19 protein-coding genes, 1 tRNA gene and 4 pseudogenes are annotated in these 17,278 nt (G+C 53.3%); 19 read left to right on the top strand and 5 right to left on the bottom strand.

Features of this window, described 5'->3' with window-relative positions:
* Positions 1–5 precede the first annotated feature (5 nt).
* The 13 genes and pseudogenes from DO97_RS14505 (at position 6) to frr (ending at position 8,723) form a co-directional block, all read left to right on the top strand.
* Positions 6–206 carry a hypothetical protein gene (locus tag DO97_RS14505; protein ID WP_036534725.1) on the top strand — a complete coding sequence of 67 codons (201 nt, stop codon included), beginning with the start codon at positions 6–8 and terminating at the stop codon, positions 204–206.
* 59 nt (positions 207–265) lie between these two features.
* The gene (locus DO97_RS14500) at positions 266–739 is read left to right on the top strand and encodes a gas vesicle protein K (protein WP_052128766.1); all 474 of its coding nucleotides are present in this window, start codon (positions 266–268) and stop codon (positions 737–739) included.
* Between the two features lie 31 nt (positions 740–770).
* Positions 771–1,514, top strand: coding sequence for a gas vesicle protein GvpF (gene gvpF, locus DO97_RS14495; RefSeq protein WP_036534723.1), 744 nt, complete (start codon positions 771–773; stop codon positions 1,512–1,514).
* An 8-nt stretch (positions 1,515–1,522) separates the two neighbouring features.
* Positions 1,523–1,789: a gas vesicle protein GvpG gene (locus DO97_RS14490; RefSeq protein WP_036534721.1), complete on the top strand. Its 267-nt coding sequence runs from the start codon at positions 1,523–1,525 to the stop codon at positions 1,787–1,789.
* The gene (locus tag DO97_RS14485) at positions 1,776–2,501 is read left to right on the top strand and encodes a YdcF family protein (RefSeq protein ID WP_052128761.1); all 726 of its coding nucleotides are present in this window, start codon (positions 1,776–1,778) and stop codon (positions 2,499–2,501) included. Before DO97_RS14490 ends, DO97_RS14485 begins: the two co-directional genes overlap by 14 nt.
* A 271-nt stretch (positions 2,502–2,772) precedes the next feature.
* Positions 2,773–3,258, top strand: coding sequence for a pantetheine-phosphate adenylyltransferase (coaD, locus tag DO97_RS14480; RefSeq protein ID WP_036534718.1), 486 nt, complete (start codon positions 2,773–2,775; stop codon positions 3,256–3,258).
* Entirely contained in the window at positions 3,245–3,991 is a 747-nt protein-coding gene (locus DO97_RS14475; protein WP_204368648.1) for a hypothetical protein, read from the top strand. The genes coaD and DO97_RS14475 overlap by 14 nt, the downstream gene beginning before the upstream one ends.
* A gap of 9 nt (positions 3,992–4,000) precedes the next feature.
* A pseudogene (locus DO97_RS14470) lies at positions 4,001–4,943 on the top strand (ROK family protein).
* Positions 4,944–4,956: 13 nt separating this feature from the next.
* The gene (locus DO97_RS14465) at positions 4,957–5,640 is read left to right on the top strand and encodes a tetratricopeptide repeat protein (protein ID WP_036534716.1); all 684 of its coding nucleotides are present in this window, start codon (positions 4,957–4,959) and stop codon (positions 5,638–5,640) included.
* Positions 5,641–5,669: 29 nt separating this feature from the next.
* Positions 5,670–6,746: a tocopherol cyclase family protein gene (locus tag DO97_RS14460; protein WP_036534715.1), complete on the top strand. Its 1,077-nt coding sequence runs from the start codon at positions 5,670–5,672 to the stop codon at positions 6,744–6,746.
* 65 nt (positions 6,747–6,811) lie between these two features.
* A pseudogene (locus DO97_RS14455) lies at positions 6,812–7,349 on the top strand (thioredoxin family protein).
* A gap of 103 nt (positions 7,350–7,452) precedes the next feature.
* Positions 7,453–8,188 (top strand): annotated as a pseudogene (gene pyrH, locus DO97_RS14450) (UMP kinase).
* Complete coding sequence (gene frr / locus DO97_RS14445) at positions 8,175–8,723, top strand: ribosome recycling factor (protein ID WP_036534713.1); 549 nt, start codon at positions 8,175–8,177, stop codon at positions 8,721–8,723. Before pyrH ends, frr begins: the two are co-directional and overlap by 14 nt.
* Positions 8,724–9,093: 370 nt before the next feature.
* Here the strand turns inward: frr and mnmG are convergent, their stop codons facing one another.
* Together mnmG and DO97_RS14435 are read right to left on the bottom strand one after the other, a co-directional pair.
* Positions 9,094–11,007: a tRNA uridine-5-carboxymethylaminomethyl(34) synthesis enzyme MnmG gene (gene mnmG, locus DO97_RS14440; RefSeq protein ID WP_036534712.1), complete on the bottom strand. Its 1,914-nt coding sequence runs from the start codon at positions 11,005–11,007 to the stop codon at positions 9,094–9,096.
* 288 nt (positions 11,008–11,295) lie between these two features.
* A tRNA-Ser gene (locus tag DO97_RS14435) sits at positions 11,296–11,382 on the bottom strand.
* Between the two features lie 81 nt (positions 11,383–11,463).
* Here DO97_RS14435 and DO97_RS14430 point away from each other — a divergent pair.
* The 4 genes from DO97_RS14430 to DO97_RS14415 are packed head-to-tail and all read left to right on the top strand — an operon-like array spanning position 11,464 to position 14,273.
* Entirely contained in the window at positions 11,464–11,832 is a 369-nt protein-coding gene (locus DO97_RS14430) for a 2Fe-2S iron-sulfur cluster-binding protein (protein ID WP_036534711.1), read from the top strand.
* Between the two features lie 9 nt (positions 11,833–11,841).
* Positions 11,842–12,369, top strand: coding sequence for a thermonuclease family protein (locus tag DO97_RS14425; protein ID WP_239651753.1), 528 nt, complete (start codon positions 11,842–11,844; stop codon positions 12,367–12,369).
* Positions 12,366–13,244: an inositol monophosphatase family protein gene (locus DO97_RS14420; RefSeq protein WP_036534710.1), complete on the top strand. Its 879-nt coding sequence runs from the start codon at positions 12,366–12,368 to the stop codon at positions 13,242–13,244. The genes DO97_RS14425 and DO97_RS14420 overlap by 4 nt, the downstream gene beginning before the upstream one ends.
* A gap of 39 nt (positions 13,245–13,283) precedes the next feature.
* Positions 13,284–14,273, top strand: coding sequence for a J domain-containing protein (locus tag DO97_RS14415; RefSeq protein ID WP_036534709.1), 990 nt, complete (start codon positions 13,284–13,286; stop codon positions 14,271–14,273).
* A 3-nt stretch (positions 14,274–14,276) separates the two neighbouring features.
* On the opposite strand, the gene DO97_RS14410 is transcribed toward DO97_RS14415, so the two are convergent.
* Together DO97_RS14410 and ureE are read right to left on the bottom strand one after the other, a co-directional pair.
* On the bottom strand, positions 14,277–14,966 hold the full coding sequence (locus DO97_RS14410; protein WP_036534702.1) for an urease accessory protein UreF: 690 nt from the start codon (positions 14,964–14,966) through the stop codon (positions 14,277–14,279).
* Between the two features lie 25 nt (positions 14,967–14,991).
* Positions 14,992–15,432 (bottom strand): annotated as a pseudogene (gene ureE, locus DO97_RS14405) (urease accessory protein UreE).
* 86 nt (positions 15,433–15,518) lie between these two features.
* Between ureE and purE the strand changes: the two are divergent.
* Both purE and DO97_RS27795 read left to right on the top strand, forming a co-directional pair.
* Positions 15,519–16,049, top strand: coding sequence for a 5-(carboxyamino)imidazole ribonucleotide mutase (gene purE / locus DO97_RS14400; protein ID WP_036534699.1), 531 nt, complete (start codon positions 15,519–15,521; stop codon positions 16,047–16,049).
* Between the two features lie 123 nt (positions 16,050–16,172).
* The gene (locus DO97_RS27795) at positions 16,173–16,796 is read left to right on the top strand and encodes a pentapeptide repeat-containing protein (RefSeq protein ID WP_081980765.1); all 624 of its coding nucleotides are present in this window, start codon (positions 16,173–16,175) and stop codon (positions 16,794–16,796) included.
* 6 nt (positions 16,797–16,802) lie between these two features.
* On the opposite strand, the gene DO97_RS14390 is transcribed toward DO97_RS27795, so the two are convergent.
* The coding region (locus DO97_RS14390; protein WP_036534696.1) for a transposase at positions 16,803–17,278 on the bottom strand (476 nt) is incomplete at its 5' end.

Here is a 17,278-nt window from a genome sequence, read left to right as displayed (position 1 = left end):
GTGCAATGATTGCGATCAAAACCATCAAGCAAATTGCCACCAGTCGTACCATTCCCAGCTTTCGCTCGGGGCGGGTTGTCACTGGCTTGAGCTACAAAGCCAGTGACAAAGCTCGCATGGCGACTGGATATGCCCAACTCCTCGCCAGTCGTGCCCGCCGCCGTTGGTTGAATCGCTTGTACAGTAGTAGAATCCTTCTGCACTGAGAGTCTTCTGCCCCATGAACTCTGCGTTCTCTCCTGAACCATCCCAGTCCGTGATGGTCATGGGAGTCACTACTCCTCAGCAGCTAGACCGCCCGCCGAGCATTGCAGTTACTCCCAAGTCAAATCCAGATGCGGGTCTGGCTCCCTTACTCTTGACCGTTGTGGAACTGTTGCGGCAACTGATGGAGGCACAGGTGATCCGTCGCATGGAGTCAGGTGCCCTTACTGATACAGAATTGAATCGAGCCGCAGAGAGCTTGCAGCGGTTAGAAGCCCAAGTGCTAGATCTGTGCGCCGTATTTAAAATTGACCCAGCTGATTTAAATATTGAGCTTGGGGAGGTCGGCACTCTTCTGCCCAAATCTGGCGGTTATTATCCTGGGGAGCACTCCCACAGCCCCACCATTCTGGAATTGTTGGATCGACTGCTCAACACCGGAGTGGTTTTGGAAGGTAGCATAGACCTAGGGCTGGCTGAAATCAGCTTGATTCATGCCCGATTGCAGGTGGTCTTAACCACCCAACCCCTCTGAGTGATGGCTCTTTCTCAATTGTGATCCAGCTATGGGCTATGGCCTTTATCTCTACGGGATTTTTCCGGCTCCTGGTCCACAGGATCTCTCCCTCCTGGGTCTAGACCAGCAGCCCGTGTTGTCCCACGGGATCGAACCATTTGTGTTTCTCTACTCAGAGGCGCAGCAGGAGCGATACTTGGCGAGTCGTCGTCATCTCTTGGGGCATGAAAAAGTCTTGGAGCAGGCGATGCAGGCAGGGTATCGCACCTTACTCCCACTGCAATTTGGCTTGATCATTGAAGACTGGCAAACGGTGATCCAGCAGTTAATTCTTCCCCACGGTCAAAGTCTGTCGGAGTTATTTGTCAAGCTGGACGGCCAACGAGAGGTGGGGGTGAAACTGTTCTGGGATCGAGACCAGGAACTGCAAACCCTGCTCCAAGAGAATCCCAATCTCAAAGCAGAACGAGATCAACTCCTGGATCAACCGTTGAGTATGGATCAGGTGATCTCGATTGGCCAAACCCTGGAGAAATTGTTACAAAATCGTCAGCAAACGATTATCGATGCCTTTGCCACTGCCCTCAATCCCCTGGCGGTGGAAACCGTTGAAAATGACCCGCTCACGGATGCCATGATTTATAACGCTGCCTACCTTATCCCCTGGGAGTTAGAATCCGAATTCAGCGATCGCGTAGAAGCCTTGGATCAGCAGTTTGAGCAGCGCCTGCGGATTCGCTACAACAACTTTACAGCTCCCTACAACTTTGCCCAGTTAACCCAACTTCGTTGAGGTTTCTTATGGTGTTACGTTTACTGTTCGCCCCAATTTTTGGCATTGCCTGGATCGGCGAACAAATTCAAGAACGGGTGAATACCGAGCTGGATGAGACCGAGAACCTCCATAAGCGGCTGTTAGCCCTGCAACTGGCCTATGACATGGGGGAGATTCCAGAAGCAGATTTTATCGATCAGGAAGAAGCCTTATTACTGGCCATTGAAGACCTAGCGCAACAGGCAAAGGCAGCGGCCCTCGCTGAGGATGACGAACAAGATGCAGTGGACTGATGTCACCTGGAGGCTGTTTCATGGACTCACCCATCCCTGGTTAATTGTGCCGCCGCTCTTGGTGCTGATGGGGTTACCCTGGTTGCTGCGATCGCGTCCTTTACAAATCTATCTCAGCCGACCCGCCGCGATCGCCCTGTTGTTTTATCTGCTGGCCATCGCTACCCCCACAGCCACCCTGGCAAACTGGTTACTGGCCCAATTCGTGCCCTTTGACACCGGAGCCCCGGCGGATGCGATTGTAGTTCTGGGGCGAGGGGAGGTCTTGCGCCCGTCACGCATCCAAACCAGTGTCCAACTTTGGCAGGCCCATCGTGCCCCGGAAATTTTTGTCAGTGGGGCGGGGGATGCGCCCAAAATGATCACGGATTTACAGACAGCAGGCGTTCCCGTCCAACAGCTCTCGGGGGAATACTGCTCCCGTACCACCGAAGAAAATGCCCGCTATACGGCAGCACTGCTCCAACCCCAGGAAATCTATCACATAGTGTTGATTACCGATGCCCCCCACATGCTGCGATCCTACCTGACCTTTGTAAGTTTTGGCTTTCAGGTGATTCCCCACCCCAGTCCCTTCCCAACCCACCGATCCCTGTCCTCCCTGCTGGTGCTGCGCGAGTATGTCGGCTTAGTGAGCTATGGCCTATTGGGTCGTTTCCAGGCTCGTGAGACTCCGCTGGGGTTACCTGGGATCAATCACTGCCAGCTATAAGGTCTGAAGGACTGACTGGGGAGTGTCGTCTTTAGCAGTCCGACCGGGATTTTTACGACACAATGACCGAGTGCTTTAAATAAATTTGCATAAATCACCCCAGATATCTCAGAGGATCTACGCAGGATCTTGCCATTGCTGCTAAACCCATGACTAAACTTTCCAAAGCATTAAGGCTATAATACCTACCACTTCAGTTCAAACCCAGGGGGCTTTGTGCTGTAGTTCCTATGTTGTCCTAACTGTGTTGTCCTAACTGCGATCTCCGCCTGTGATTGCCATTTACCCTGGTAGCTTCGACCCCATTACCTTAGGACACCTCGACATTATTGACCGTGGCTGTCAGCTCTTTGAGCAGGTGATTGTGGCTGTGCTCCGGAATCCTAATAAAGCCCCCCTGTTTACCGTCGAGGAACGTCTGACACAGATTCAACACTCCACCCGTCACCTGAGTGGGGTCAAGGTTGATAGCTTCGATGGCTTAACCGTTACCTATGCCAAGATGCAGCAGGCAACGGTTCTCCTCCGAGGGCTGCGGGTACTCTCTGATTTTGAGAAAGAACTGCAAATGGCCCATGTTAATAAGACACTTTCAGGCCAGATTGAGACGGTGTTCTTAGCAACCTCCAATGAGTACAGTTTTTTAAGTAGTAGTTTGGTCAAGGAGATTGCCCGATTTGGTGGCTCCGTTGATCACCTGGTTCCTCAACACGTTGCTGTAGATATCTATCGCGTCTTTAAAAATGTTGCGTCCTGACTCCTCTAGCCTTACCCCGAAACGGGATCATCTCAATTCTCGCTCTGTTCCCCTGCAACATCCAGCGGAGGCTCTTGATGTTCAGCGCGAACTCAACAAGCTGGAGGAGATGATTTTAGATAGTCCCCGGCTCCCCTTCAGTGGCCGTACCTTGGTGGATGAAGAGCATATTCTCGATCAAGTGGATTTGATTCGTCTGAGTTTGCCCGCTGCCTTCCACGAAGCCGAAGAGATGGTGCGGCGCAAGGATGAACTGCTGTCCCAAGCCGAGCACTATGCCCAGGAACGAATCGACCAAGCGGAACGGCAGGCAGCGCAAATTCTTGATGAGATCGGGATTATTCAGCAGGCAGAGCAGGAAGCGCGGCAAATTCGCCAGCGGGTGCAGCAAGAATGTGAGGCCGCTCAGACACACACCATGGCTGAGATTGAGCGGATGCATCGTCAGGCTCAGCAAGAGCTGGAAGAAATGCGACGACTGGCGATCTCAGAATGTCACGACATCCAGCATGAGGCTGATGTCTACGCCGATCGCGTCCTCAAAAGCATGGAACAACAACTGGGGGAAATGATGCGGGTGATTCGCAACGGACGGCAACAGTTGCAACCGGAACCGCCGCCTTCCCGGCGGGAACAGCGGGAAGACGGGACAACGACAAACCCTGGGCGACCCACCCCCCCGGCGGTTCATACCCAAACCCAAACTCGGATGCCAGAACGGATCAAGGGCTGAGGTAGCGTTATGAGCCCATCCACTGCGACTCGGCATCCATCTCCCCAAGTGATGGGAATTGATCTGGGAGGAACTGCCATTAAACTGGGGCGTTTCACGGTTACTGGAGCCTGCCTGCAATCCCTCAGCGTCCCAACCCCTCAGCCAGCTACACCGAAGCGGGTTCTGGAAACCCTGGTGGCTGCGATCTCCGACCTTGATCCCCATCAAGTCTGTGGAGCGATCGGGGTCGGAACCCCTGGTCCTGCCGACGCAGCGGGTCGCATTGCCCGAGTCGCCATCAATCTTTGTGGTTGGCAAGATGTTCCCCTGGCAGACTGGCTAGAGACCCGAACGGGCAGACCTACGATCTTGGCGAACGATGCCAACTGTGCCGGACTGGGAGAAGCGTGGTTGGGAGCTGGGCAGCAGTTTCGCCACCTAATTTTGCTCACCTTGGGAACCGGAGTAGGGGGTGCGGTGATTATCAATGGCGATCTGTTTGTGGGGGCGGAGGGAGCCGCTGGGGAATTGGGGTTGATTACCCTAAATCCCGAAGGTCCTCCCTGCAATAGTGGCAATCAGGGTTCCTTAGAACAGCATCTGTCCATCCAGGCAATCCATCGCCGTACAGGTTTGGCACCGGATGTCCTGGGGAAGCAGGCGATCGCAGGCGATCCATCCGCCCTTGAGTTTTGGCAAAGCTATGGGCGAGATTTGGGCATTGGCCTCTCGAGTTTGATCTATGTGCTCACCCCAGAAGCCATCGTCATTGGTGGTGGGGTGTGTGCTAGTGCGGATTTTTTTCCTGCCAGCAACCCAAGCAGAAATTGAGAGACGAGTTCTACCCAGTTCGCGGGCGGGGTTACAGTTGCTCAAGGCCAAACTGGGCAACCAGGCGGGGATGGTGGGAGCCGCCAAACTAGCCCTGGGTCAGGTGCTGCCGATACCGCCAACCGACTATGGGATCTAGCCTCACGAGGAGGATGACCCGGTGGCTGGGATGTCTGCCCCTGTTGCTCAGTCTGGGAACCCTCCCCTCAGCAATGGCAGCACTGACGGCCAGTGACTATCGGCAACAAGGATTACGCTACCGTGACCAGGAGCAGTATCCAGCGGCGATCGCGGCCTTACAGCAGGCGGTTGCCTTAGATCCCAAGGATCTGTCAGGGCGGGTGATGCTGGGTTGGACGTACCATCGGGCGGGACAGGGAGCCGCCGCTGCGGACACCCTGGTGCGGGTGTTGGTTCGCGATCCCAAGCAGGTTCCGGCCTTGAATGCCCTGGGAATTGTCTACTTAGTGAATGGAGATCCGACGGCAGCAGTGGTAGTTCACACCTGGGCGGCGCTGCTCAAACCAGAGAATGAAATTGCCTATTACAACATGAGTTTGGCCTTACATCAGTTAAAGCAATATAACTGGGCGATCGCAACGGCAGAGTTGGCAGCTGACCTAGAACCGACAAATCCTCATCCCCTCGTCGCCCTGGCGATCGCCTACTGGGATAACGGGGCAATCACCCTTGCCAAACAAGCCTTTGCCGCTGCCATCAATCTCGATCCCCGCTATCGTGATCCAGGGTTTTTAGATTACCTCAATGAAGCAGGGTTCAGCGCCGCCCAAATTCGTCAGTCTGACCAAGTGCTGCGTCACCTCAACCGTCCCTAAACCTTCGTCGTTGTTTCACCGCTAAATGGATGTCAGATCTGCACCACTACTTGCAGCCCCCCCATAGCGGCTACCATGACGGGGGGTGGCTCCCCCATCAACCCTACTTTGAAGGCTGGTATTTCCGGCTCACCCTCCCCAACCAGGGAGCATCCTTTGCCTTTATGTACTCGATTGAAAATCAGGCAGGGGCGATGCCGGGAGGAGCCGCCCAAATTCTGGGGCCAGGGCATACCTATCTTTGCCGTACCTTTCCCCAAATCCACAACTTTTGGGCGTGGCGGCATGGGTTAGGGTTAGGGCATTGGGGTAAAGCGAGGGAGGCACAGGTGCCGCGCTACTTAAAACCAGCGGTCTTTGCCCAACAGGTTCTCGAGGGATATCAGGTGACTGCCCACGGGCATCAGGGGCAACTTGCCGATCCGGGTTCCCAGGCCGTTGTTCGCTGGCAGTATGGGGTGCAACCCCTGGATACCTGCGGCGATCGCGGTAAACTCCCCCAAGCTACCGCAGGGTGGTTGTCATTGCTACCCATTTTTGAGCCAGGTTGGCAAGTTCTGATGGCCACTGGTCGGGCAACGGGTTGGATCGACTGGTACGGCCAGCGTTACACCTTTATCAATGCCCCTGCCTATGCGGAGAAAAACTGGGGGGGTGCCTTTCCCCAGAAGTGGTTTTGGCTGCACTGTAATGCCTTCTCCCAGCAACCAGACTTGGCCTTAACTGCGGGGGGTGGCCGCCGACAGGTGTTGGGGTGGCACGAATCCGTGGGCATGGTGGGGCTGCACCACCAAGGTCGGTTCTACGAGTTCGCTCCCTGGAATGCCCAAATCCATTGGCAAATTCAACCATGGGGACACTGGCGCATGCAGGCCGAGAATGCGGACTATGCGATCGCCCTAGAGGCGAGCTGTTGGGAGCCGGGTACCTGGGTGCGGGTGCCAACCGCCCAGGGACTGCAACGATGGTGTCGAGATACTACCCAGGGACACATTCACCTGAAATTGCGCCATCGCCATACCGATCAACTGATCCTGGCGGCGACCAGTGATCTGGGTGGATTGGAAGTAGGGGGAGCGCCCTGGGACACACCCTGGCAGGTGTGACACCAAGTCCCCGTTCTGATATTCTGGCAACTGTATCAACCTGCCGGAGCGGAGGCTAGGAACCCATGGGTACGCAAATCGGTGACTATGCTCCAGATTTTGAATTACCGGGAATCGATGGTAACGTGCATCACTTGGCTCGCTACCTGGAGCGGTTTCAAGCAGTTGCCATCATTGTCATGTGTAACCATTGCCCCTACGTTAAGGGCTATCTGGATCGGCTCAAGCAACTACAAGAAACTTTCCAAGATCAGGGTTGTACCTTAATTGGCATCAATGCCAACGATGCCGATCGCTATCCCGAAGATAGCTTTGACAGCATGAAGACCTTTGCCAGTAACCATCAACTTAATTTCCCTTACCTCCGGGATGTCACCCAAGAGGTGGCTCGGAGTTTGGGGGCAGGAAAAACCCCCAGAAGCGTTTCTGGTAGATCCTCAGGGCATTTTGCGTTACCGGGGGGCAATTGATGACCAACCCTCCCCGTCTTCGGAGGTAGCCACCCCCTATCTGCAACAGGCGATCGCCCAACTGCTAAAACAGGAACCCATCCAGACCTTAGAAGCATCTGCGGTGGGCTGTTCCATCAAATGGCGCTCGTGACATCCTACCTCTGAATGAATTTTCTCCCCCCCATTGGTGTTACTTTGGCCATCTCTGCTGGTATCTTAGGTGGGGGACAATGTTGATTAAATAATAGGGTTGCATGGGGATAACTTACCGCCGCATTCTGCTGAAGCTGAGTGGGGAAGCTTTAATGGGAAGTCTCACCTATGGGATTGACCCTGCCATGGTACAGGCAATAGCTCAAGAGATTGCCGAAGTCATTGCCACGGGAATTCAAGTCGCGATCGTGGTCGGGGGTGGCAATATTTTTTCGCGGGGGTTGCGGGGGGGTCAGCGGGGGGGTCATGGATCGCTCCACCGCTGACTACATCGGGATGCTGGCAACGGTCATGAATGCCATGACCCTCCAAGATGCCCTGGAACAAATTGGGGTGCCCACACGGGTTCAAACGGCGATCGCGATGCAGCAAATTGCCGAACCCTATATTCGCCGTCGTGCGATTCGCCACCTGGAAAAGGGGCGAGTGGTGATTTTTGGGGCCGGTTCCGGTAATCCCTATTTCACCACCGATACAACGGCCGCGCTCCGGGCAGCAGAAATTGCCGCGGAAGTTGTCTTTAAGGCAACGAAAGTTGATGGGATTTATGATGCCGATCCTCACTTGAATCCTGGGGCTAGGCGGTATAAAAGTTTGACCTACGGGCATGTGCTCACCCATGATCTACAGGTGATGGATAGTACGGCGATCGCCCTGTGTAAGGACAACAATATTCCCATCATTGTCTTTGACCTTTCCGTTCCGGGCAATGTCCGGCGGGCGGTTACGGGAGAATCTATTGGCACTCTTGTGGGAGGTTTTTGTGAAGTTAGCTGAGGTGGAAGACCACATGAAAAAAGCGGTGGAATCAACGCAGCGCTCTTTTAATACGATCCGAACTGGACGGGCGAATGCGTCGATTCTAGATCGAGTGGTGGTGGAATATTATGGTGCCCCCACCCCCCTCAAATCCTTGGCGAATGTTAGTACCCCTGACGCTACGACGATTACCATTCAACCCTTTGATCGCAGCAGTTTGAACCTGGTTGAGAAGGCGATTTCCCTCTCGGATATTGGCTTAACTCCCAGTAATGATGGCTCCACCATTCGGTTAAATATTCCTCCCCTGACCAGCGATCGCCGCAAAGAGCTGGTGAAACAAGCTGCCAAGTATGGAGAGGAAGGTAAGGTGTCGATTCGTAACATCCGCCGGGATGCAGTGGACGCCATTCGCAAGCAAGAGAAATCTGGGGAGGTCTCAGAAGACGAAGCTCGAGATCTCCAAGATAAAGTTCAAAAACTAACGGACAAGTTCATTATCAGGGTGGATGAGCTTTTAATGGAGAAAGAGAAGGATATCACTACCGTCTAACTAAGCCACTGTGCTGGGGGTCTGTCAAGATTGTTTGAGGAGTTAAAAATTCGCAAAAAATACCCTCTTTAAGACGCATGGACGGGACTATTAGCGGCTAGGACTAGGGGAAGCGACGGCATCTTGATAACCAATGTCCTGGGATTTCAGCACTGCGGGCTGTACCCAGGCTAAGGTAATCAGCGCTAGGGCTAGGATGCCGGCTTCCAGAGTTTTTTATTAGCTCAGAGCGCTGCATAGAGTTGCTGCGAAGAGGGAGGGTGATCTCCCGGTGGAATGAGGAACGATAGTAGCGTAGGCAGTTAAGATCTAGGATTCTATCTCAAGTCTTAGGGCAAGCGATGGTCACCCCGGATACGACCGAGGAATCTTAAGCATTGACCGAAGGGCTAGACTGACGCGCTTGAAGTTCCAGATAGATCAACAGAGCATTAATGTCGGCAGGGTTGACCCCGCCAATACGGGCGGCCTGACCCACCGTCAGGGGTTGGGTTTTTGCTAGTTTTTCGCGGGCTTCCAAGGACAGAGTTTGAATCGCACCATAGTCTAAATCCGCTGGCAAAGGCCGATGCTGCTGGCGAGCCAGTTGGTCGATCTGGTGCTGTTGCCGTTGGATATAACCCGCATACTTGACATCAATCTCGGCTCCGGCCTTGACCGCTGCTGCTAAATCAGGATTACCCAAGCCGTAGCGATCGAGATCAGCATAGTGAATCCCCGGTCGGCGCAGCAGATCCGCCAGGGTAATGGAACCTTTAATCGCCTGCTGGGTGGCTGCGGCGATCTCAAGGCCAATGGGAGATTGTTCCTTCAGCCGGGTTTCATGGAGCCGTTCTTTTTCAGCAATGATCTGAGTCTGTTTGCAGGTAAACAATTGCCAGCGACGGTCATCAATGAGGCCAATTTGCCGCCCTAGGGGGGTCAGTCGTTGATCAGCATTATCGGAGCGCAGCAGCAGTCGATATTCGGATCGAGAAGTCAGCATCCGATAGGGTTCCCGCAGATCTTTGGTACAGAGGTCATCAATCAGAGTGCCGATGTAACTCTGTTCTCGGGGAAACACAATCATCTCCTGACCTCGTACCCATTGAGCCGCATTCACCCCCGCCACCAGCCCTTGGGCAGCGGCTTCCTCATAACCGGTGGTGCCATTGATCTGCCCCGCACAAAACAGCCCCGGAACTGCTTTGGTCATCAGGGTGGGGTAACACTGCGTCGCGGGTAAATAGTCATACTCAACGGCATAGGCAGGCCGCAGCATCGCACATTGCTCCAGACCAGGCAGGGTGCGCAGCAGTTGCAGTTGCAGGGACTCGGGTAAGCCAGTGGAAAATCCTTGAATATAAAGTTCTGGAATCTCGCGACCTTCCGGCTCAATAAAAATCTGATGACTTTCTTTATCAGCAAAGCGGACAATCTTGTCTTCAATGCTGGGGCAGTAGCGGGGACCTTTGGCATCCACCCAGCCACCATAAACGGGGGAGAGGTGTAAGTTCTCTCGGATCAGCCGATGGGTCTCAGCCGTGGTGCGGGTGAGATGGCAGTTCATCTGCTCCCGCTCAACCCAGGCATCGGGGTCAAAACTAAACCAGCCGACGATGGTGTCGGGGGGCTGGGGTTCCATGCGGGTGTAATCAACAGAGCGGCGATCGACTCTGGCTGGGGTTCCAGTTTTTAAGCGTCCGGTTTCAAAGCCAAGGCGATTCAAGGTTTCTGTGAGGCCAACCGCCGCAAATTCTCCCGCCCGTCCAGCAGCCATGGATTGGTTGCCGATCCAAATCCGTCCTCCCAGAAAGGTTCCAGTGGTCAAAATCACTGCACGGCAGCGGAAGGCAACCCCAAAATAAGTCTGCACTCCGATGACTTCGCCATCGGCCCCTAACACTAGATCGGTGACCATGGACTCCCGCAGCGTCAGGTGCGTCTGATTCTCAATCAGGCTTTTCATCACCGCCGTGTACTCACGCTTGTCCGTCTGAGCTCGTAGTGCCCACACCGCTGGCCCTCGGGAGTGGTTTAACACCCTTTTTTGCAGATAGGTGCGATCGCTGATCTTGCCAATCTCGCCACCAAGGGCATCAATTTCGTGCACTAGTTGAGATTTTGCAGGGCCACCAACGGCTGGGTTGCAAGGCTGCCACGCAACTTTATCCAGATTCAGGGTCAGCAATAGGATGCGACAGCCCAGGCGAGCCGTTGCCAGTGCGGCTTCACAGCCAGCATGTCCTGCGCCCACCACCACGACATCAAATTCGTCCTGAAACTCTACCGTAGGGTGCAGCATAGGGATTTGTATCAGAGGTTAATCATCCACCTCACATTTTAACGGTTCCCTTCCAGAGGCTTTTCTGAGGCTGGGCCTGTCAAGTTAGTTTTTAGGTGGCTAGCTGTAATGAGTCCTAACGTGTTATTTGAATGCTTTTTTCAGGAGAATTTTGAGCTGGTGCCCTTCTAACTTCACCCAGATTCCGGTTCCCCATATATTCAGGCCCAGAATATCCTCCAAGTTTACGGCCAACAGATGGGCAGCAGATTTGGAGTCATGGAATTGTTCGACGGAAGGATTTAACAACGGAGAGAGAGGGATTCGAACCCTCGTTAAAGTTACCCCTAAACAGCATTTCCAGTGCTGCGCCTTCAACCACTCGGCCATCTCTCCAGATGGAATTGGTCAACTAAGTGTTCCCAGATCCGCTATGTTAGCAGAGGAACGCTATCCCTGAAAAGAGGAGAGTACGGAATGGGTTGTTCCCATAATATTCAGATCCACGATCGCCAACAGGAAATCTGGCATAGGATCACGGTTCCGGACGATCGGTACATTTTACACGCGGCTGAAGATCAGGGAGTTGAGTTGCCCTTTTCCTGTCGCAACGGAGCCTGCACCACCTGTGCCGTGCGGGTAATGTCGGGTGATCTGTATCAGCCAGAAGCGATGGGACTCTCTCCAGAGTTAAGATCTCAGGGCTATGCTTTGCTCTGCGTCAGTTATCCTCGCTCGGATTTAATTGTGGAAACCCAAGATGAGGATGAAGTCTATGAACTTCAATTTGGTCGTTATTTTGGCCGGGGGCGGGTGCGCGTCGGGTTACCCTTGGATGAAGAGTGAGGCAGGGCAATGGGGCAGTGGTGGGTCTGCCTGAGACAATTGAACTGGGTCTGGGGATTGCTGGCGATCTCGGGTTGTCAGGGAACGTCTCCCCATGGTACTTCAGTGCAGGTGCAGCGGGTGCTCAGTGGACAAACCGTGGAAATCGTCACCCATCAGGGACGGGAACAGTTACGATTAATTGGGATTGAAGCACCCGATGTGCGGCAATACCCCTGGGGACGAGATGCCCGCCAGCAATTAGCCGCCTGGGTGGAATCACAGCCTGTGGTTCTAGAATTTGATGTCGAACCAAGGGATCGATTTCACCGCCGCCTCGTCTATGTCTGGCGATCGGGGCAGCTCGTGAACGAGCAATTAGTGGCTCAGGGATATGCCCTCGTCGTGCCGCGATCGCCCAATACCCAGTACGATCAACGACTGGCCCGGGCACAGGAACGAGCCAGAATCCTAGGATTGGGAATTTGGAATCCGCAACAACCCATGCGTCAAACCCCCGCAGAATTTCGTCGCCAATTGCCCTCACAATACAAATGACTCTGCCATCCTCGTCTCAGCTCCAGATTTATCTCGATATCGCCACGGAGGCTGTTCTTGCAGCGGGTGCGGTTCTGCAAACTTTTTGGGGCAAGCTGGAAGATGTTCAGGAAAAGGGCCGCCCCGGTGATTTGGTCACTGAAGCAGATAAAGCTGCAGAGGTGGCGGTTCTAGAAACCCTCCATCGCCATGTCCCTGACCATGCCATTTTGACCGAGGAAACCGGACACCTGGGGAATGCAGACAGTAACTTCCTATGGGCAATTGATCCCCTGGACGGCACAACCAACTATGCCCATCAATATCCGTTTTCTGCAGTGTCAGTGGGGTTACTTTGCGCCGGAGAGCCGATTGTCGGTGCGATTTTTGACCCCTTCCACCAAGAGTTATTCCGGGCGGGGAAAGGTTTGGGAGCAACCCGGAACCGTCGGCCCATCCAAGTTTCGGCAACCCGAGATTTAGATCGCAGTCTTTTAGTGACTGGGTTTGCCTACGATCGCCGGGAAACCGCTGATAACAATTATGCAGAATTCTGCCATCTCACCCATCTCACCCAGGGGGTACGGCGAGGTGGGGCAGCTGCCATCGATTTAGCCTATGTGGCCTGCGGTCGCGTCGATGGTTTCTGGGAGCGGGGATTGTCGCTCTGGGACATGGCTGCGGGGGTGATCTTGGTCACAGAGGCAGGCGGCCAAGTTACCGCCTATGATGGCAGCCTCCTGATCCTCAATTCCGGGCGAATTTTGGCAACCAACGGTCCGTTGCATCCAGCCCTGAGTCGCGAGTTAATGCAGGTACGCCCCCTTTCTAGCTGGCCCGACCGAGTTCTCCCCGACGTTGCCAATGCAGTTGGTGGAATGGAGACAGTACACTAGAGTGATGCAGATATGATTGGATACGTGAGATAGCGAAAGATGGCTTTCCAGATTAAACAAGGGCTATTTGCATCAGATTTCACTGACCTCCATGCAATATTGGGGGTGCCGATTGATACTGATGCCAAGGCAATGCGTACACGGTACTTACAAATTGCGCGACGGCTTCACCCTGATAGTTCTGGTACCACCAATGTGGCAGAGAAACTCCAAGAGGGTGAAATTTTATCCAAGTTTGTGAATCCTGCCTACGAAAAGTTATCCAACGATCGAGAGCGGGCGGAATATGGCGCGCTGTTAAAGTTGAAAAGTCAGTACCTGACTCGCACTCCCCAGTCATTGGTCGTCACCAGTGAATCTGCGAAACAACTGTCCCAGGCAGATGATTTAGAGACAACGTACAATACACTGTTGCAACAACTAGCTGAACACCAGTACCAATCACTTGAGAAACTGCTGGTGTTTACAGGACAAATCAGCGAGTTAAATCTGATCTATCTGGTGCGGCGAGAGATGAAAGGCAAACTCCAGCAACCATCAGCGCCTGCGACCACAGCGACGGAGGTACCGCGATCAAATCCGGTGGTGTCGCGATCGCAGACCGCACCGTCAACCATTCCAGTCACACGCCCATCTTCACCATCGGCAGCTCCGGCAACTTCGCCCTTCGTGGAGCAATACTGTCGTCGGGCCGAAGAGTTGATTGCCAAGAATCAGTTTGCTGCAGCGATCAAGGAACTACGGGATGCTCTGAAGGATGATCCTACCCATAGCCGCTGTCATAGCCTTTTAGGAACTATTTATCTCCAGCAAAATCAGTTAACCATGGCGCGGATTGAGTTTGACCAAGCATTGAAGTTCAATCCACAAAATTCTATGGCGCTAGATGGGAAGAAACAACTAGAAAAGTTAATGAAAACCCAGGGGACTGGCAAAGCAGGTACGCAAAAAAACGATCCCAAAGGCAGTAAATCCGATCAATCGGGAGGCGGCTTATTTGGGGGCTTATTTGGGGGCAAGAAAAAATAGCCCTTAACTCCGAAAGAGGCGACTGTATTCGGTTTCATGGTTCATACTGGCTAGGGATAACCCCCAGCTACAACTGACAAGTTGGGTGTCCGTTAACCCCTGTATTTCCTGGGTGCTGGTGATTAGGGGGACTTGCATTCCCATCAGCAGTTTTTGCCCAGCTGTTTGACCCAAGGGAATCAGTTTCACCCCCGCGCCGATCAGGTTGGTCAGCCAACTCTGGCAGTACCCCAGAAGGGCTGACTCCGGGTCAATTTCCCAGAGAGCTGCGGCTAGTGCAAAGGCGATCGCAAAGTTACAGGTGCGATCGCAACCCTCGTACAACTGCGTGAAAAAATCGGCTTGTTCGGGGTGGAGCGCTTGCAAGAGTCGGAAGAGTGCCAGCCCCATCTGCCAACTTTGCCAGCGGAGTTCTTCGGTTTCCCGCGCCGCTGAGAGCCAATGATGCCAGTGGGCGATCACTGCAAGATCCTGGGCTTGGACTGCTTGATACCCGCGCAGCATCACAGCTGCTTCCATCCGCACGGCTCCGGTGGACAGTTCCTGCCTCAACCAGGATTCTAGCTCCTCGATATCTGCAATTTTGCCTGTGCTAATCAAGGTTTCGAGGGCTTCGGAGTAACTGTAAGCTCCCACGGGCAAGGTAGGGCTTGCCAGTTGTAGCAGGCGTAACAGGGCCAAATCAGATTGCATAGCTGCTTGTGAGATTCTGTGGCTGCTAATGTCGATGACCATAAGCCCCTAGTTCCGGCTGAAAGGGTGCCTCTGTGACCGTAACCTGGAGACCTAAATGCTCCAGCATCGACTGCAAGACCGGATCGGGGGCTAGGCTTCAGCTCGGTCGGGGGTAAGTTTCTAGGAGCACATGGCGATTCCCCAAGTGATAGGCAGCTCGGAGTAAATCGAGGGGCTGAGGCGCTGTGATCACGCAAACCGGTTCTGGCTTGGCCACCACCCGAACGGTGATCTCCTCTGCCTCGGGTTGGAGTAAATCTCCCTCGAACAGCACCGTCCCCCGAGGGAGGTGGAGCTGCACCAAGGTTCCCTCATGGGTAGGAAAGCGATGACGACTGTGAGTTCGTTCCTCAGCGGTGAGTCGAAGGGTGAACTGGACAGAGGTGTCGAGATTGGCTGGAAGGCGTCGAGTCAAGATCAGCATCATCGGGGCAGAGTATAGATGCAACCGTAAACATTAGTACCGTACTCTGAGAGAGTACCGCAAACGAGGCGCTTGATAGCTTGAGTATGCAGCAGCCATTAATTGGAATCATTATGGGCAGTGATTCAGATCTACCGACGATGCAAGGGGCGATCGCCATCTGTGAGGAGTTTGGCATTGCCCACGAAGTTGCAATTGTCTCAGCCCATCGCACTCCAGATCGCATGGTGACCTATGCCCAACAAGCCCATCATCGGGGACTCAAAGTTATTATTGCAGGAGCGGGGGGAGCCGCCCATTTACCGGGGATGGTTGCCGCTTTGACACCGCTGCCCGTCATAGGTGTCCCCGTGTCGAGCCGTTATCTCCAGGGAATAGATTCCCTCTACTCGATGGTGCAAATGCCTGCCGGAATTCCGGTTGCCACCGTGGCGATCGGCAATGCTCAAAATGCTGGGTTATTAGCCGTGCGAATTCTAGCGACCTACCAACCCGAATTACTAAAGCGGGTACAAGACTACCAGCAAAGCCTCTCAGACATGGTGTTACAAAAACAGGCTTGTTTAGAAACCATGGGATCAACTCAGTATTTAGAGGCAATGTTAAAAGGAGACTAAGTTGCCCACCTTCACCTATGGATCTGAAGTTTTGTTCACAACAAAAACAGCCTTAATTTTTTATAGCACCCGTGAGACTGGAAAAAAGATTATCCGCCATTGACCGACAATTGTTGGTTGTGTATGTCTATCTTTGGGGACTTATTAGCTCAGACAATTTCTCGTCCTCTGTGGTTGGGAATCAGTGGATTTCTCTGCTTTGTTGGATGTAGCCCGCTCCAAGGCGTTAACCCCTCTCCAGCAACTGCACCATCAGGAGTTGATTCCGCGCCTGTCTCTTCTACTCAACTTCAGACTCATCAGCTATCTCAGGCCCTTGACCGTCTGCTTCAAACTCGACGCTGTTTACGTTGCAATTTACAGGGGGCAAACTTGGTGAATGCTAACCTCCAGGGAGTAGATTTACGGGGGGCAAACTTAGTACAAGCCAATTTATCCAGGGCGAATTTGACTCGAGCGAACCTAGCAGGGGCGAACCTGAAAGGAGCAAACCTTCAACAGGCTAGACTTCAGAGTGTCTTTGCTCGGGATGCCTATCTCCGGGGAGCAAACCTGAATCGAGCAGACTTGAGTCTCAGCAATTTCCAGAGAGCCAATCTGGTGGATGCCAGTTTAATTCAGGTGTCTATGGGTGATCCTAAGGGGTACTCCGTCAATGATCAGAATTACGACAAAATGCAGGGTGTGAATCTCCAAAATGCTAACCTCCAGGGAGCTAATCTCAGTCATAGTGATATGGAATTATAGCATTTTTCACTCTTGTGAGGCGTAGTAGCAACAGTGAGTGAACCAATTTTTGAGGTTTTCCAAAGATACTTGAGAAAAAGCGTCTTCAATGGCATTAGCGAGATCGGGATAGCTGCGTGCCCCAATCGTCCGCAAAATATTTTTAATCTTTGAGAAGCAATTTTCTATCGGTGAAAAGTCTGGAGAATAGGGAGGTAAATAAATCAACTTAGCACCCACGTCCTCAATCAGCTTTCTGATCGTGTCATGGTTGTGTATCGAGTAGTTATCCATAATCACACAAGCTCCTTTCCAAAGTTTCGGAACCAGGTGGCGAGCAATGAAGGCTTCAAAGGTCAAACCATCGGTTGAACCGACGATACTTACGTTAGTGACAACGGTTTTGAGGCTGATTGCACTGATTGTAGAGACTCGTTTACCTCGCTTGCTGGGGCGCTTACCCCGTGCTCTTTTACCTTTAGGGGCACGAGCATGTAACCGGG

Source organism: Neosynechococcus sphagnicola sy1 (assembly GCF_000775285.1).
GTDB classification, from domain to species: domain Bacteria; phylum Cyanobacteriota; class Cyanobacteriia; order Neosynechococcales; family Neosynechococcaceae; genus Neosynechococcus; species Neosynechococcus sphagnicola.
This window is presented reverse-complemented; position numbering and strand designations above follow the sequence as displayed.